Here is a 14,587-nt window from a genome sequence, read left to right as displayed (position 1 = left end):
GAGGCCAGTTTGCCTTGTTCATGGCGGATGCGTCAGCCGTGCGAGACAGCGATCACAGGCCCGCACACCGTAGAGGCACGGGGAATCACAGGGCTCTCACAACCTCTGCGCACATCTCCGCACAGAGTCGCCCATTCCAGAGGCGTGCGGGGGCGTGCGGCGGCGGAGCGGACGGCCGAGGGGTTGTCGACGGGCTGTCGACGGGTGGCCCACAGGTAGCTGACGGGTCGTCAGATCGGCGCTACCGTGAGCCGTATGGAGACCACGAGGACCACTGAGGCCGCCCAGGCGTCCACGACCCCGTTCCCGAAGATCATCTCCGTGGACGACCACACCGTGGAGCCCCCCGGCGTCTGGCGCGACCGCCTCCCCGCGAAGTACCAGGACACCGGACCCCGCATCGTCCGCGCGCCGCTGAAGGAGATGACCTTCCTCGGCGGCAGGTTCGCCCCGGTGATGGGCGGGCCCGGCGACGACGGACCCATCGGCGACTGGTGGGTCTACGAGGACCTGCACCGGCCCCTCACCCGCCTCGACACCGCCGTCGGCTACGACAGGGACGAGATACGGCTGGAGATCATCACGTACGAGCAGATGCGCCCCGGCTCGTACGACGTTCCCCAGCGTCTCGCCGACATGGACGTCAACCACGTCCAGTCCGCGCTCTGCTTCCCCACCTTCCCGCGCTTCTGCGGCCAGACCTTCACCGAGGCCAAGGACCGTGAGCTGGGCCTGCTCGGAGTGCGGGCCTACAACGACTGGATGGTGGAGGAGTGGTGCGGCCCGGCGGCCCACGGCCGGCTCGTCCCGCTCACCCTCGTACCCCTCTGGGACCCGGAACTCGCCGCCGCGGAAGTGCGCCGCAACGCCGCCCGTGGCGTCCGCGCGGTCGCCTTCTCCGAGATCCCGCCCCACCTCGGACTCCCCTCCGTCCACACCGACGACTGGGACCCCTTCCTCGCCGCCTGCGACGAGACCGGCACGGTCATCGCCATGCACATCGGCTCCAGCAGCAGGATGCCGTCGACCTCGGCCGACGCGCCGCCCGCCGTCGGCTCCACCATCACCTTCGCCAACTGCTGCTTCTCGATGGTCGACTGGCTGATGAGCGGCAAGTTCGAACGCTTCCCGAACCTCAAGGTCATGTACGCGGAGGGCCAGATCGGCTGGATCCCCTACATCCTGGAGCGCGCCGACGTGGTCTGGGAGGAGAACCGCGGCTGGGGCGGCGTCGCCGACAAGGTCCACCGCCCGCCGTCCGAACTCTTCGCCGACCACGTCTACGGCTGCTTCTTCGACGACGCGTTCGGACTGAGGAACCTCGACGCCATCGGGGTCCCGAACGTCCTCTACGAGACCGACTACCCCCACTCCGACTCCACCTGGCCCAAGTCCCGCGAGGTCGGCGAGGCCCAGATGGGGCACCTGGACGCGGACGTGGTGGAACGGATCGTCCGGGGCAACGCCATCGAGCTGCTGGGGCTGACGGAGGACGGGCTGTGGCCCGGACCGGGAGGCCCCCGTTGAACCAGTCCCCCGTGAACCGGTCCCCGTCGAACGAGCCTTCATCGAACCGGTCCCCGTCGAATCCGGCGCCGACGGACCCCTCGCTCCTGCTCTACGGGATGCAGCTCCCGATCCAGTCCCAGAGCACCCTCTACGCCGAACCCTGGGAGGCGGAGGCCGGTCCCGGCGAGCTCGTCGCGGTCGCCCGCGCCGCCGACCGTGCCGGCTTCGCCTACGTGGCGAGCTGCGACCACGTGGCCGTCCCGCGCCGTCTCGCGGACGCCATGAGCACGATCTGGTACGACCCCGTCGCCACCCTCGCCCACCTCGCGGGCGTGACCGAGCGCGTACGGCTGCTCAGTCATGTCGCGGTCGTCGGGCTGCGGCATCCGCTGGTCACGGCCAAGCAGTACGCGACCCTCGACCACCTCTCCGGCGGGCGGCTGATCCTCGGGGTCGGCGCCGGACATGTGGAGGAGGAGTTCGCGGCGGTGGGCGCCGACTTCGCGCGGCGGGGGGCGGTGCTCGACGAGTCCATCGACGCGCTGCGCGCCGCCCTGGGGGCGGACGAGTTCCCCGTGCACCACGGGAAGCTGTACGACTTCGAAGGGCTCGGGCAGCGGCCCCGGCCCGCGCAGGAGCGCGTACCCGTGTGGGTGGGCGGCTCCTCGCCCGCCGCCGTGCGCCGGGCCGCGCTGCGGGGTGACGGCTGGCTGCCGCAGGGCGATCCGCGCGAGCGGCTGCCGGAGCAGATCGCCCGTCTGTACCGGATCAGGGAGGAGGCGGGGATCTCCGCGCCTCTCGTCGTCGGGGCCATCACCGAGCCCCTGTACGTCGGCACGCCGGACTGGCATGTCGGGCGGCGCACGGTGACCGGGGCCCCGGAGGCGGTCGCCGAGTCGTTGCGGGCGTACCGGGCGATGGGGGTGCACCAGATCCAGGTGCGGTTCCGGGCGCGGGGGCTGAGTGAGCTCGTCGACCAGATCACGGCGTTCGGCGCCGACGTCGCGCCCCACCTCAACTAGACGGCGCCCCATCTCGACCGGATCGCGCCTCACCTCAATCAGGGAGTCAGGGCATGGGCAAGCTGGACGGACGCGTCGTCATCGTCACCGGGGCGGCGCGCGGGCAGGGCGAGCAGGAGGCGCGGCTGTTCGCCGCGGAGGGTGCCAGGGTCGTCGTCGCGGACGTGCTCGACGACCGGGGCGAGGACGTGGCCAAGGAGCTGGACGCGCTCTACGTCCACCTCGACGTGGGCCGGGAGGACGACTGGGCGGCCGCCGTCGCCGCCGTGAAGGGCGCGTACGGGCGGATCGACGGGCTGGTCAACAACGCGGGCATCCTGCGCTTCAACGCCCTCGTGGACACCCCGTTGGACGAGTTCCTCCAGGTCGTGCAGGTCAACCAGGTCGGCTGCTTCCTCGGCATCAAGACCGTAGCGGGGGAGATCGCCGCGGCCGGCGGGGGCACGATCGTCAACACCGCCTCGTACACGGCGATGACCGGGATGGCGGCCGTGGGCACGTACACGGCGACCAAGCACGCCATCCTCGGTCTCACCCGGGTCGCCGCGCTGGAGCTGGCGCACCAGCGGATACGGGTCAACGCCATCTGTCCGGGCGCCGTCGACACCCCCATGTCGAACCCGGCCCAGCTCGACCCGAGCGCCGATCCCCAGGAGATGACCAGGGCCCTGGACGAGCTGTACAGCAAGCTCGTGCCGCTCGGGCGGGTGGGCAGGCCCGAGGAGGTCGCCCGGCTCGCCCTGTTCCTGACCTCCGAGGACTCCTCGTACATCACCGGGCAGCCGTTCGTGATCGACGGGGGGTGGCTGGCGGGGGTCAGCGTGATCTGACGGCCAGTCAGCTATTGACGGTGCAGGCCCGTGGTGCAACAGTCGGCGGCAAGCCAATCTGACGGATAGTCAGAAACTACTGGGGACGGTGAACCTCCTTGGAATTCGGGCTCTTTGTACAGGGATACGTGGGCAAGCGCGCCGAGACCGACCCGCTCGCGGAGCACAAGGCGCTGATGGAGGAGACCGAGTACGTCATCCAGGCGGACAAGTCCGGCTTCAAATACGCCTGGGCGTCCGAGCACCACTTCCTGGAGGAGTACTCGCACCTCTCGGCGAACGACGTCTACCTCGGCTATCTCGCCCACGCCACGGACCGCATCCACCTCGGCTCGGGCATCTTCAACCCGCTCGCCCAGGTCAACCACCCGGTGAAGGTCGCCGAGAAGGTCGCCATGCTCGACCACCTCAGCGAGAACCGCTTCGAGTTCGGCAGCGGTCGCGGCGCGGGCAGCCACGAGATCCTCGGCTTCCTCCCCGGCATCACCGACATGAACTACACCAAGGAGATCTGGGAAGAGACCATCGCCGAGTTCCCGAAGATGTGGCTCCAGGACGAGTACGTCGGGTTCCAGGGCAAGCACTGGCAGCTCCCGCCCCGCAAGGTGCTCCCCAAGCCGTACGGGAAGGCGCACCCCGCCATGTGGTACGCCGCCGGGTCGCCACCCTCGTACGCCATGGCCGCCCGCAAGGGCCTGGGCGTGCTCGGCTTCAGCGTGCAGAAGGTCTCCGACATGGAGTGGGTGCTCCAGCAGTACAAGACCGCCATCGTGGACGCCGAGCCCGTCGGGGCCTTCGTCAACGACAACGTGATGGTGACGACCACCGCCATCTGTGCGCCGACGCACGAGGAGGCGATACGGATCGCGGTCGGCGGCGGACTGCACTACCTCCCCTCCCTCGTCTTTCGCTACCACGACACCTTCCCGCGCCCCGAGGGCTTCCCCGTCTGGCCGGAGACGCTCCCCGAGTACAACGCCGAGTTCGTCGAACTCCTCATCGAGGAGGAGCTGTTGATCTGCGGCGACCCGGACGAGGTGCTCACCCAGTGCAAGCGCTGGGAGCAGGCGGGCGCCGACCAGCTCTCCTTCGGGCTGCCGGTCGGGGTCCCGAAGGAGGAGACCCTGCAGACGATCCGGCTGATCGGAGAGCACGTGATCCCGAAGATCGACACGGATCCGGTGCACCGGACGACCCGTTTCCGCCAAGCGGTCTGAGGAGGGTGCGGCCATGCTCGACCACGTCATCAAGGGCGCGACCGTCGTGGACGGCACGGGCGCGCCCGGCTACACCGCGGACGTCGGCATCCGCGACGGCCGTATCGCCGCGATCGGCACGGTCACGGAGGCGTCCCGCACCAGCGAGGACGCCTCCGGTCTCGTCCTCGCGCCCGGATTCGTCGACCCGCACACGCATTACGACGCCCAGCTCTTCTGGGACCCGTACGCCACCCCGTCCCTGAACCACGGGGTGGCGACGGTCGCGGGCGGCAACTGCGGCTTCACCCTCGCCCCGCTGAACCCGGCACGGCCCGAGGACGCCGACTACACCCGCCGCATGATGTCCAAGGTCGAGGGGATGTCGCTGGTCGCCCTGGAGGAAGGGGCGCCCTGGAGCTGGCACAGCTTCGGCGACTACCTCGACGCCCTGGAGGGGCGGATCGCCGTCAACGCGGGCTTCATGGTGGGGCACTGCGCGCTGCGGCGGTACGTGATGGGCGCGGACGCGGTGGGCGGGCAGCCGACCGGGGAGCAGCTGGAGCAGATGCTCGCCCTCTTCCACGAGGCGATGGACGCCGGCGCCTGGGGCCTGTCCACCACCCAGTCCTCCACCCACTCCGACGGCGACGGGAAACCGGTGGCCTCCCGGCACGCGAAGCCCGCGGAGCTGCTGGCTCTGAGCAGGGCCGTCGGCGAGCACGAGGGCACCCAGATCGAGGCGATCGTCGCCGGCTGCCTCGACCAGTTCAGCGACGACGAGATCGACCTGTTCGTCGAGATGAGCGCGGCGGCGGGCCGCCCGCTCAACTGGAACGTGCTGACCATCGACGCCGCCGTCCCCGAGCGGGTACCGAGGCAGCTGTTCGCGAGCGAACGGGCGCGGAAGGCGGGCGGCCGGGTGGTGGCCCTCACCATGCCGATCCTCACCCCCATGAACATGTCCCTGGGCACGTTCTGCGCGCTGAACCTGATCCCCGGGTGGGGCCCGATCCTCGCCCTGCCCGTCCCGGAGCGCATCGCACGGCTCAGGGACTCCTCCGTGCGCGCCGAGATGCTGGCCCGGGCGAACAGCAAGGAGGCGGGCGTCTTCCGCCGCCTCGCCGACTTCGGCCGGTACGTCATCGGGGACACCTACAGTCCGGCGAACGACGGCCTCACCGGGCAGGTCGTGAAGGACATCGCGGCCCGGCGCCACCAGGAGCCCTTCGAGTGCCTGGTCGAGATCTGCGCGCACGACGACCTGCGGACGGTGCTGTGGCCCATGCCCACCGACAACGACACCGACTCCTGGACGCTGCGCGCCGAGACCTGGCAGCACCCGGACGTCATGCTCGGCGGCTCGGACGCGGGCGCCCATCTCGACCGCATGTGCGGGGCCCCGTACACGACCCGTTTCCTCGGGGACTGTCTGCGCGGGCGGAAGCTGACCACGCTGGAGGCGGCCGTGAAGATGCTCACGGACGACCCGGCGCGCCTCTTCGGACTGAGGGAACGCGGGCGGATCGCGGAGGGCTTCCATGCGGACCTCGTGCTGTTCGACCCGGAGCGCATCGACGCCGGCAAGGCCACCCTGGTGCACGACCTGCCGGGAGAAAGTCCCCGGCTCGACTCCAGGGCGATCGGCATCACGGCGGTCTGGGTCAACGGGGTCGAGTCGATCCGGGGGGACGTGGTGACGGGCGCAGTACCGGGGAAGGTGCTGCGCTCCGGCCGGGACACGGAGACGGTGAGTACGAGGTGACCGACGTGCGGGGGGCGGGCGACGAGCAGCGGCTGTTCATCGGCGGCTCGTGGGTGGAGCCCGACGACGGGCACTACGAGGTGATCGACCCGGCGACGGAGGGTGTCGTCGGGAGGGCGCCGGAGGCCTCGCGGAAGCAGGTGCACGCGGCCGCCGCCGCGGCGCGGGAGGCCTTCGGACCGTGGTCGCGGACGCCCCCCGAGGAGCGCGCGGCGCTCCTCGGCCGGGCGGCGGACATCATCCGGCGCAACTTCCTCTCCTACGCCGATCTCGCCCAGGCCGAGAGCGGTGCCACGACCGGGACGGCGCGCGGGATGCAGGTGGGGGTGGGCGCGGCCCGCTTCCGGCGCTACGCGCGCGTGGAGCCCGTCGAGCAGCCGCTGCCACCGCAGATCAACGAGGCCGGGCCGTTCGGGAAGGCGGCGGTCATGGGCGCCCTCGCCGTCCGCCAGCCGGTCGGCGTCGTCACCTGCGTCACGTCCTACAACAACCCCTGGGCCAATCCGGCAGGCAAGATCGCCCCCGCCCTGGCCATGGGCAACACGGTGGTCGTGAAGCCCGCCCCGCAGGACCCGCTGTCCGTGTACCGGATGGCGGAGGCCCTGGAGGCGGCGGGCGTACCGCCGGGTGTCGTGAACGTGGTGAGCGGTTCGCGTCCTGAGGTCGGCGAGGCTGCCGTGGACTGCGAGGACGTGGACATGGTCAGCTTCACCGGCTCGACGGCGGTGGGGCAGCGGATCGCCGAGGTGTGCGGGCGGGGGATGAAACGCCAGCTGATGGAGCTGGGCGGAAAGGGCGCGGCGGTCGTCTTCGACGACGCGGACGTCGAGTCGGCGGTGCTCGGCATCGGCACGACGTTCTCCTTCTACAGCGGCCAGATCTGCACGGCGCCGACGCGGGTGATCGCGCAGCGGGGTGTCCACGACCGCCTGGTCGAGCAACTGGCCGCGTATGCGGGACGGTTGACGGTCGGGGACCCGCGCGAGCCCGGGACGGTCGTCGGGCCGGTCATCTCGGCGGCCCACCGGGACCGGGTCGAGGCCTACGTCGAACTCGGCCGCAAGGAAGGCGCGCGGATCGTCACGGGCAGCACGCGCCCCCCGTACGACCGCGGCTTCTACGTCGCCCCGGCCCTCCTCGCGGACTGCACCCCCGACATGCGGGTGGTCCGCGAGGAGATCTTCGGGCCCGTCGTCGTGGTCGTCCCCTTCGACGACGAGGAGGAGGGCATCGCCCTCGCCAACGACAGCGACTACGGGTTGATCGACTACGTCTGGTCCGGCGACGTCGCCCGCGCCTTCCGCGTCGCCCGCGCGCTGCGTGCGGGCGGGGTGGGCGTCAACACGGTCGGCCGCAACATGGAGGCACCGTTCGGCGGCTTCAAGAAGAGCGGGGTGGGGCGGGACGTGGGGTCGTACGCACTGCACGCGTACAGCGAGGTGCAGGCGATCGTGTGGCCGTCGGGTAACTAAGCGGGTCGGGCGAAGTCCGCTGCGGTTCGGCGGCGCCCTGAAGGGGCGCGGGGAACTGCGCGACCGGCCACGATGGAGCCGCGGACGATCGACGGCACCTCCCCGCACTTCCAGCGGAGCGCTTGGGCCTGATTCGGCCGGGCAGGCCCTGGGCCTGCCCGGACCGGCAGGGTGTGTCATCCGGGCGGGGGTGCCGAGACCGTCCGGCATGGCGCCGGGGACCGCGGCGCCACGCGGCGGATGCTGATGGCCCCCACCCCGCAGGAGAGGCCCGTGAACGACCTCAGCCCTCAAGCAACCCGAAGGCCCGCATCCACCGGAGGCGGAGCCGGAGCCGGATCCGACTCCGCCGGCCAGGCCGGGGTCATCGGCATCGGACTCGCCGCCGTGCTGACGTTCGCGCTCGCGCAGGGTTCCTGGCAGTGGTTCTCCACGTACATCGGGGTGACGCTTCTCGCCGTGATCTTCGCCTTCCAGCGACGGCCGGCATGGACGCCCGGCATCCGATCGGCGTACATGCGCGGGCTGGTGGCGTATTCGCTGGTCGTCGGCCTGTGCGTGGCGATCGCACTGGCCCCCATGATGCAGCGCTGGGCTTGGCTGTTTCCGATGTCGGGCACGCGGAGCGGGTGCGAGGGGACGGGCAGGTACGAGGCCATCCGGTCGAGGGCCGCGCTGGCGAACCTGGCCGACAGCGACGTCGCCGCCCTGGCGTACGCACAAGTGACCCAGAGCGGCAAGGCCGTTGCCGACTGCCTGGCAGCCACGACGACCCTGTGGCTGCCCGTGTACGGGGCCGGTGCCGCCGTGCTGGTAGGCGCGTGCGCGTGGGCCCGCGACCGGGCTCGGGCGACGAAGGGGACCTGAGCGCTCCGCTGGAAGTGCGGGGAGGTGCCGTCGATCGTCCGCGGCTCCATCGTGGCCGGTCGCGCAGTTCCCCGCGCCCCTTCAGGGCGCCGCCGAACCGCAGCGGACTTCGCCCGACCCGCTTAGCCGGCGTCCTCCTCAGCGAGGCCGGTGAACGCCGGAACGCGGCAGGACTGACGGGCCGGCCGGGCCCGGGTCTACAGGTCGCACACGGCCCGGAGGCCGATCTCGACGGCCTCCATGACCCGTTCGTCGACGGGGCCCAGCTCTTCGGTGAAGTGGGGGGCTGAGAGGGTGCGGAACTCGCCGAGCACGACGGTGCCCGAGGAGGGGGCGTCGACCGGAATGTCGACAAGGGTCGCTTCGCGCACCTGCTGCGGGTGGACGAGTACGCACGTGGCTGTCTTGTTCTGCGTGTTGAGGGCGTCGAAGGAGATCACCAGGGCGTGCGCGGGGCCTCCGGCGAACGACAGCTCGTAGACGTGGCCGCGCTTCACCTGCCCGCCACCCGCGCCCAGCGCTCCAGGGTGGCGTCCTCGCTTTCGGCGGGCTCCGAAGCGGTGATCACTATGCCTGCCTCGGCCCGCATCCGCGCGGACTTCTCCAGCTCCTCGGCCAGCATTTGTCGGCGCAGTATCCGCGCGGTGTACGCAGAGGCATTCCCTTTGGCCATCACGAAGGCAGCCACTTCGTCGGGGAGGCTCATCGTCATGTTGACCGTCATGTGGACATCATGCGGTCAATGTGACGGCGAGTATGGCGAAGGTGGAAACACCGGCCCTGATGGGGCGCTCAGGTCTCCTCTCTGAGGCGGGTGCGCTGGATCTGGCGGGCCAGGGTGCGGCGTGCGGAGGGGGATCCGGTGGGGGTGGCCGCCGAAGGGGCGGGGGTGTCGAGGGCGCGGCTGATCTCGTCGTAGGCACGCCGGTGGCCGTCGGGCAGCGCGGTCCGGTGCAGTCGCAGGTCCGCCTCGACCAGGCGCCGGAGCGCGTCGACGTTCTGGGGCGTGAAGTGTTTCCGGCCCCGGGCAACGGCGTTGACGTCCCGCGTGCAGTGGGCGGCGTCGTGGAGGGTCTCGGAGATCTCCTCGGCGAGGCCCCAGAGGCGCCCCTCCAGCCAGGGGGTGTCGTGCTCGTCGAGGGAGAGGCGCGGCGGGGGCGACGGATCGTCCCCCTTGTGCTTGGCGACCTGCTTGGACACCGCGGGCTGACTCATGCCGGTGAGGCGGGCGATCCTGTCCTGGGTCCAGCCGAGGTCGGCGAAGAGCCTGATCATCTCGGCGCGCAGCCGGCGCATCTCCTCGCCCGCGCGGATGACGTCGTTCATGTCGGCGAACATCCGCTCGGCCTGCGCCTCGGTCAGGGGCTCGGCCGGGGGCTCGGGGGTGCGACGCGTGTCCTCTTCGACTGCCATAGCTCGGTTATATACCCAGGTCGAGTGTCTCCAGGTCTCCATAACCCGGTTGTATAACCCGGTTATGACTGTCAGGATCCGCGTCATGCCCACCTTCACCGCACCTGACGGAACCCGCCTCGCCTACCGCCTGATGGGAGGCGGGAGCGGAGACGGCGGCGGCGGCCCGGTCCTCTGCGTCCCCGGCGGCCCCACGGACTCCCGCTACCTCGGCGACCTCGGAGGCCTCTCCCTGCACCGCCGGCTCGCCGTCCTGGACCTGCGCGGTACCGGCCGGTCCGCGCTCCCGCACGACACCGCCGGCTATCGCTGCGACCGCCTGGTCGACGACGTCGAGGCGCTGCGCGCGCACCTCGGCCTCGCCCGGTTCGACCTGCTCGGCCACTCCGCCGGAGCGAACGTCGCGACGCAGTACGCGGCCCGGTATCCGGAGCGCGTCGGCAGGCTCGCCCTGATCGGCCCCGGCACCCGAGCCGTCGGCATCGAGGTCACGGGGGAGGCGCGGCGCGCACGCGCACGGCTCAGGGAGGGTGAGCCGTGGTTCCCGGCGGCGTTCGCCGCGCTGGAGGCGATCGGTGCCGGGACAGGCAGTGACTGGGAGGCCATCGCCCCCTTCTTCTGGGGCCGTTGGGACGCCGTGGCGCGGCGGCATCATGAGGCCGCCCGGCCGGGCAACGAGGAGGCCGTGGCCTTCTTCGGGGCCGAGGGCGCCTTCGACCCGCCCGCCACCCGCGCGGCGCTCGCCGCCTGCCGAACCCCCGTCCTGCTGCTCACCGGGGAGTTCGACCTGAACAGCCCGCCCGGGGCGACGGCCGAGTTCGCGGGCCTGTTCCCCGACGCGCGGCTCGTCGTGCAGCCGGGCGCCGGTCATTACCCCTGGCTCGATGACTCCGGGCGGTTCGTGGCGACCGTAGCGGCGTTTCTGGGCTGAGTGCGCTTGTCCATAGCGCTGCTACCGCAATAGTGTTAGCGTTGCTCTCATCGGGTGGCGAACCTCGCTACCCCGCCCTGTCGAGGAGCATCGTCATGACCGAGCACTCCAGCACGTCGGAAACGTCCCGCCGCGTGGCCGTCGTCACCGGCGGATCCCGCGGAATCGGCCGGGAGACCGCCGAGCGCCTCGCGGCCGACGGTTACGCCGTCGTCGTGAACTACGCGGGCAGCGAGGCCGAGGCCGACAAGACCGTCGCCGCGATCACCGAGGCGGGCGGAGAGGCGATCGCCGTCCGCGCCGACGTGGCCGACGAGACCGAGGTGGCCGCCCTCTTCGACGCCACCGAATCCACGTACGGCGGGGTGGACGTCGTCGTCCACGCGGCCGGTGTCATGGCACTCGCGCCCCTGGTCGACCTCGACCTCGACGCGCTGGACCGCATGCACCGCACCAACATCCGCGGCACGTTCGTCGTCGACCAGCAGGCGGCACGACGGCTGCGCGCGGGCGGCGCGCTCATCAACTTCTCCAGTTCCGTGCTCGCGCTCGCGATCCCCGGGTACAGCGCGTACGCCGCCACCAAGGGGGCCGTCGAGGCCATGACCCTGATCGTCGCGCGCGAGCTGCGCGGCCGGGACGTCACCGTCAACGCCGTGGCCCCCGGCCCGACCGCCACCGCCCTCTTCCTGGACGGCAAGGACGAGGAGACCATCGCGCGGATGGCGGCCCAGCCGCCGCTGGAGCGCCTCGGCACCCCCCGGGACATCGCCGAGGTGGTGTCCTTCCTCGCCGGTCCCGCAGGCCGCTGGGTCAACGGCCAAGTGCTGCGGGCCAACGGCGGCATCGCGTAACTCGCCACGACTCACGAGGAGTTCAGTCATGGATTCGGTCACGGAATCAGTCATGGAATCAGTGATGGAGTCAGTCGCGAATTCGGCCATGGACGCCGCCGCGCGCAAGACGATCGTCATCACGGGGGCCGGATCCGGCTTCGGCGCGCTGTCCGCCCGTGCCCTCGCCCGCGCCGGGCACACGGTGTACGCCGCGATGCGGGACACCGGCGGGCGCAACGCGGCCCGGGTCGCGGAGGCCGAGGCGTACGCCGCCGAGCACGCGGTGGACCTCCGTACGGTCGAACTCGACGTCCTGTCCCAGGAGTCGGCGGACGCGGCGATCGCCACGGTGCTGGCGGGGGCCGGCGGGCTGGACGTGCTCGTCCACAACGCCGGGCACATGGTGACCGGCCCGACGGAGGCCTTCACGCCCGCCGAACTGGCCGCGGTGTACGACACGAACGTGCTGGGCACCCAGCGGGTCAACCGGGCCGCGCTGCCGCATCTGCGGGCCCAGGGCCACGGTCTGCTGCTGTGGGTCGGCTCCACCTCCACGCGCGGCGGCACCCCGCCGTACCTGGCGCCGTACTTCGCCGCCAAGGCCGCGATGGACGCGCTCGCCGTGTCGTACGCCGCCGAACTGGCCCGCTTCGGCATCGAGACGACGATCGTGGTGCCCGGCGCGTTCACCTCGGGCACCAACCACTTCGCGAGCGGCGGCCACCCCTCCGAACAGGCCGTGCTCCCCGCCTACGAGGAGCACTACGCGGGCCTGATGGACCAGGTCGCGGGACGCCTGGCGGCCCTCACCCCGCCCGACGCGGACGTGTCGCTGGTCGCCGACGCGATCGTCGACGTGGTGGACACCCCGTACGGGAAGCGCCCCTTCCGGGTGCACGTCGACCCGGCGGACGACGGATCGCAGGAGGTCAGCCTGGTCGCGGACCGTGTCCGCGCCGAGTTCCTGACCCGGATCGGCCTGGCGGACCTGTTGTCCCCCCTGGCGCGGAAGGGGACGGCGTGACCTCGGACGACTCGGATAACGTCGCTACCGTGAGCACGTCCGTGAGCAGTACGAAAGCGCGCATCCTCGAAGTGGCGGCCGAGCTGGTGGCGAACTCCCCCGACGGGGACGTCTCCACCCGGGCGGTCTGCGAGGCGGCGGGGGTCGGTGCCCCGGCCCTCTACCGCCACTTCGGGGACAAGGAGGGCCTGCTGTCGGCGGTGGTCGACCACGGATACGAGAAGTACCTGACGACCAAGCGCAGCCGCAGGCCCGGCACGGACCCCATCCAGGACCTGCGCGACGGCTGGGACACCCACACCGACTTCGCCCTGCGCAACCCCAACCTCTACCGCCTCATGAACTCCCCGGCGATGCGTACGCCACCGGCCGCCGCCCTGGAGTCCCACCGCATCCTCACCGCGGACCTGCGGCGCGCGGCCGAACAGGGCAAGCTGCGCCTGGCCCCCGAACTCGCCGCTCAGATGATCATGTCCGCCAACGTCGGCGTGTCCCTGATGCTGGTCTCCCGCCCGACGACCTTCACGGACGAGACCCTGCCGCGCCGCATCCGGGACGCGGTGCACGCGGTGGTCTTCACCCCGGAGGCGATGGGGCCGCAGACCACGCCCGCCGGCGACGAGGAAGCGCGAGCGCAAGAAGCGGGAGCGGAAGCGGAAGAAGCCGGAGCGGAAGAAGTACTCCCCGCCACCGCCACCCACCTCGCCGCCCTCCTCCGCCGGGCCCCGAGGCCGGACTTCACCCCGGGCGAGTCCGCCCTCCTGGGCGAGTGGCTGGACCGCCTCTCCAACACGGCTCCGGAGTAGCCGTACTCAGGCCACGGCCTCACGGTGACCTGAGTACGACGTCGGATGCCGACCGGTCGACACGCTCCGTAACGTCGGCCGCATGGCGAACACCCACACCACCAAGTCCCGGCGCACTCCCCTCGACTGGGCCGGCCTGACCGCCCTCGCGATGCTGGTGCTCGTCACCGGAGGCCTGGTCGCCACCTTCGGCCCGCTTCTCGCCATCGCCTGCGACACCTGCCAGGACGGCGTCCGCACACCCGAGTTCGCGAACGCGCTCATCCTGGTCGCCCAGCTCGGCGTACCACTCACCACGCTGCTGACGGTCGCCGGGATCTTCCTCCCCCGGGGTGGCGCGAAGGCGGGCGGAATCGGCCTGGGCGTACTGACGGTCCTCATGGTGACGCTGCTGGTCCTCGGCCAGTGAGCCGCTCGCCGGAAGGTGGTCCTCCGCCCACACGAGCAAGGCGGCCAGGGGGATGAGGAAGGCGTTGCCGTGCGGGGAGAGCGCGTAATGGGTTCGCGAGGACGGGCCGGGCTGGACGTTTCGAGCGACGAGGCCGACCGCGGTCAGTTCCTGGAGGCGCTGGGCGAGCATGCGGTCGCTGATGCCGGGGACGCGCTCGCGAACCTGCGTGAAGTGGGCCGGGCCTTTGGCCAGGGCCACGAGGATCAGGCCGTTCCAGCGTCTGCCCAGCAGGGCGAAGGCCCGAGCGGCCGCCGGAGGGGGCCCGGCCGGCTGCGGGGGTGCGCACTGGAGTGCCGGCTGAGCGTGTCGTGGGGTGGTCATCGTGTGTCCGCTCCGGTCTGGCGCGAGGCGTCACGGTGCAGTGCCTCGCGCCGTACGTCGTAGTCGTGGCTGTTTCGGGAGTCGGCCTGGGGGGCGCGCGGGCCGCACCCCCCAGGTGAGGGTGCGGCCCGCGCGGAAGGGCCG

General features: G+C 71.5%; 15 protein-coding genes and 1 pseudogene. 12 read left to right on the top strand and 4 right to left on the bottom strand.

Annotation, left to right across the window (positions count from 1 at the left end; all coding sequences use genetic code 11):
- The first annotated feature begins 255 nt into the window (after window positions 1–255).
- The 7 genes from ACZ7M2_RS19610 (at window position 256) to ACZ7M2_RS19580 (ending at window position 8,661) form a co-directional block, all read left to right on the top strand.
- The gene (locus tag ACZ7M2_RS19610) at window positions 256–1,527 is read left to right on the top strand and encodes an amidohydrolase family protein (protein WP_471596319.1); all 1,272 of its coding nucleotides are present in this window, start codon (window positions 256–258) and stop codon (window positions 1,525–1,527) included.
- Window positions 1,528–1,625: 98 nt separating this feature from the next.
- Window positions 1,626–2,531 (top strand): TIGR03619 family F420-dependent LLM class oxidoreductase, encoded by a 906-nt coding sequence (locus tag ACZ7M2_RS19605; RefSeq protein ID WP_471596318.1) that lies wholly within the window; start codon window positions 1,626–1,628, stop codon window positions 2,529–2,531.
- Window positions 2,532–2,584: 53 nt separating this feature from the next.
- On the top strand, window positions 2,585–3,361 hold the full coding sequence (locus ACZ7M2_RS19600) for an SDR family NAD(P)-dependent oxidoreductase (RefSeq protein ID WP_352044183.1): 777 nt from the start codon (window positions 2,585–2,587) through the stop codon (window positions 3,359–3,361).
- 98 nt (window positions 3,362–3,459) lie between these two features.
- Window positions 3,460–4,578, top strand: coding sequence for an LLM class flavin-dependent oxidoreductase (locus tag ACZ7M2_RS19595; protein ID WP_079089897.1), 1,119 nt, complete (start codon window positions 3,460–3,462; stop codon window positions 4,576–4,578).
- A gap of 13 nt (window positions 4,579–4,591) precedes the next feature.
- Window positions 4,592–6,322, top strand: coding sequence for an N-acyl-D-amino-acid deacylase family protein (locus ACZ7M2_RS19590; RefSeq protein ID WP_471596317.1), 1,731 nt, complete (start codon window positions 4,592–4,594; stop codon window positions 6,320–6,322).
- A complete protein-coding gene (locus tag ACZ7M2_RS19585; protein ID WP_471596316.1) occupies window positions 6,319–7,794 on the top strand; it encodes an aldehyde dehydrogenase family protein in 1,476 nt (491 codons plus the stop codon). The genes ACZ7M2_RS19590 and ACZ7M2_RS19585 overlap by 4 nt, the downstream gene beginning before the upstream one ends.
- A gap of 273 nt (window positions 7,795–8,067) precedes the next feature.
- On the top strand, window positions 8,068–8,661 hold the full coding sequence (locus ACZ7M2_RS19580) for a hypothetical protein (RefSeq protein ID WP_471596315.1): 594 nt from the start codon (window positions 8,068–8,070) through the stop codon (window positions 8,659–8,661).
- Between the two features lie 197 nt (window positions 8,662–8,858).
- Here ACZ7M2_RS19580 and ACZ7M2_RS19575 read toward each other — a convergent pair whose 3' ends face one another.
- From ACZ7M2_RS19575 to ACZ7M2_RS19565, 3 genes are all read right to left on the bottom strand, one after another.
- Window positions 8,859–9,158, bottom strand: coding sequence for a type II toxin-antitoxin system PemK/MazF family toxin (locus tag ACZ7M2_RS19575; RefSeq protein WP_471596314.1), 300 nt, complete (start codon window positions 9,156–9,158; stop codon window positions 8,859–8,861).
- Window positions 9,155–9,385, bottom strand: a complete 231-nt coding sequence (locus ACZ7M2_RS19570; RefSeq protein ID WP_471596313.1) for a hypothetical protein — start codon at window positions 9,383–9,385, stop codon at window positions 9,155–9,157. The genes ACZ7M2_RS19575 and ACZ7M2_RS19570 overlap by 4 nt, the downstream gene beginning before the upstream one ends.
- A 68-nt stretch (window positions 9,386–9,453) precedes the next feature.
- Complete coding sequence (locus ACZ7M2_RS19565) at window positions 9,454–10,074, bottom strand: helix-turn-helix domain-containing protein (RefSeq protein WP_471596312.1); 621 nt, start codon at window positions 10,072–10,074, stop codon at window positions 9,454–9,456.
- Between the two features lie 85 nt (window positions 10,075–10,159).
- Between ACZ7M2_RS19565 and ACZ7M2_RS19560 the strand changes: the two genes are divergently transcribed.
- The 5 genes from ACZ7M2_RS19560 to ACZ7M2_RS19540 all read left to right on the top strand — a co-directional run bounded on the left by ACZ7M2_RS19560 (window position 10,160) and on the right by ACZ7M2_RS19540 (window position 14,080).
- Window positions 10,160–11,005 (top strand): alpha/beta fold hydrolase, encoded by an 846-nt coding sequence (locus ACZ7M2_RS19560; RefSeq protein ID WP_471596531.1) that lies wholly within the window; start codon window positions 10,160–10,162, stop codon window positions 11,003–11,005.
- 95 nt (window positions 11,006–11,100) lie between these two features.
- A complete protein-coding gene (locus ACZ7M2_RS19555; RefSeq protein WP_471596311.1) occupies window positions 11,101–11,859 on the top strand; it encodes an SDR family oxidoreductase in 759 nt (252 codons plus the stop codon).
- 64 nt (window positions 11,860–11,923) lie between these two features.
- The gene (locus ACZ7M2_RS19550) at window positions 11,924–12,865 is read left to right on the top strand and encodes an SDR family NAD(P)-dependent oxidoreductase (RefSeq protein ID WP_471596310.1); all 942 of its coding nucleotides are present in this window, start codon (window positions 11,924–11,926) and stop codon (window positions 12,863–12,865) included.
- Between the two features lie 29 nt (window positions 12,866–12,894).
- Window positions 12,895–13,671 carry a TetR/AcrR family transcriptional regulator gene (locus tag ACZ7M2_RS19545; protein WP_471596309.1) on the top strand — a complete coding sequence of 259 codons (777 nt, stop codon included), beginning with the start codon at window positions 12,895–12,897 and terminating at the stop codon, window positions 13,669–13,671.
- Window positions 13,672–13,753: 82 nt separating this feature from the next.
- Window positions 13,754–14,080 carry a hypothetical protein gene (locus tag ACZ7M2_RS19540; protein ID WP_471596544.1) on the top strand — a complete coding sequence of 109 codons (327 nt, stop codon included), beginning with the start codon at window positions 13,754–13,756 and terminating at the stop codon, window positions 14,078–14,080.
- 18 nt (window positions 14,081–14,098) lie between these two features.
- On the opposite strand, the pseudogene ACZ7M2_RS19535 reads toward ACZ7M2_RS19540, so the two are convergent.
- Window positions 14,099–14,443 (bottom strand): annotated as a pseudogene (locus ACZ7M2_RS19535) (winged helix-turn-helix transcriptional regulator); the annotation flags it as partial.
- Window positions 14,444–14,587 lie beyond the last annotated feature (144 nt).

It is taken from the genome of Streptomyces sp. NPDC111507 (genome assembly GCF_055638955.1).
This window is presented reverse-complemented; position numbering and strand designations above follow the sequence as displayed.

Excerpts from the sequence above, each read along its gene's own strand:
- ACZ7M2_RS19565 (WP_471596312.1), bottom strand. The coding sequence starts at position 10,074 with ATGGCAGTCGAAGAGGACACGCGTCGCACCCCCGAGCCCCCGGCCGAG.
- ACZ7M2_RS19555 (WP_471596311.1), top strand. The coding sequence starts at position 11,101 with ATGACCGAGCACTCCAGCACGTCGGAAACGTCCCGCCGCGTGGCCGTC.
- ACZ7M2_RS19570 (WP_471596313.1), bottom strand. The coding sequence starts at position 9,385 with ATGACGGTCAACATGACGATGAGCCTCCCCGACGAAGTGGCTGCCTTC.
- ACZ7M2_RS19600 (WP_352044183.1), top strand. The coding sequence starts at position 2,585 with ATGGGCAAGCTGGACGGACGCGTCGTCATCGTCACCGGGGCGGCGCGC.
- ACZ7M2_RS19610 (WP_471596319.1), top strand. The coding sequence starts at position 256 with ATGGAGACCACGAGGACCACTGAGGCCGCCCAGGCGTCCACGACCCCG.
- ACZ7M2_RS19605 (WP_471596318.1), top strand. The coding sequence starts at position 1,626 with ATGCAGCTCCCGATCCAGTCCCAGAGCACCCTCTACGCCGAACCCTGG.
- ACZ7M2_RS19590 (WP_471596317.1), top strand. The coding sequence starts at position 4,592 with ATGCTCGACCACGTCATCAAGGGCGCGACCGTCGTGGACGGCACGGGC.
- ACZ7M2_RS19550 (WP_471596310.1), top strand. The coding sequence starts at position 11,924 with ATGGAGTCAGTCGCGAATTCGGCCATGGACGCCGCCGCGCGCAAGACG.
- ACZ7M2_RS19560 (WP_471596531.1), top strand. The coding sequence starts at position 10,160 with ATGCCCACCTTCACCGCACCTGACGGAACCCGCCTCGCCTACCGCCTG.
- ACZ7M2_RS19540 (WP_471596544.1), top strand. The coding sequence starts at position 13,754 with ATGGCGAACACCCACACCACCAAGTCCCGGCGCACTCCCCTCGACTGG.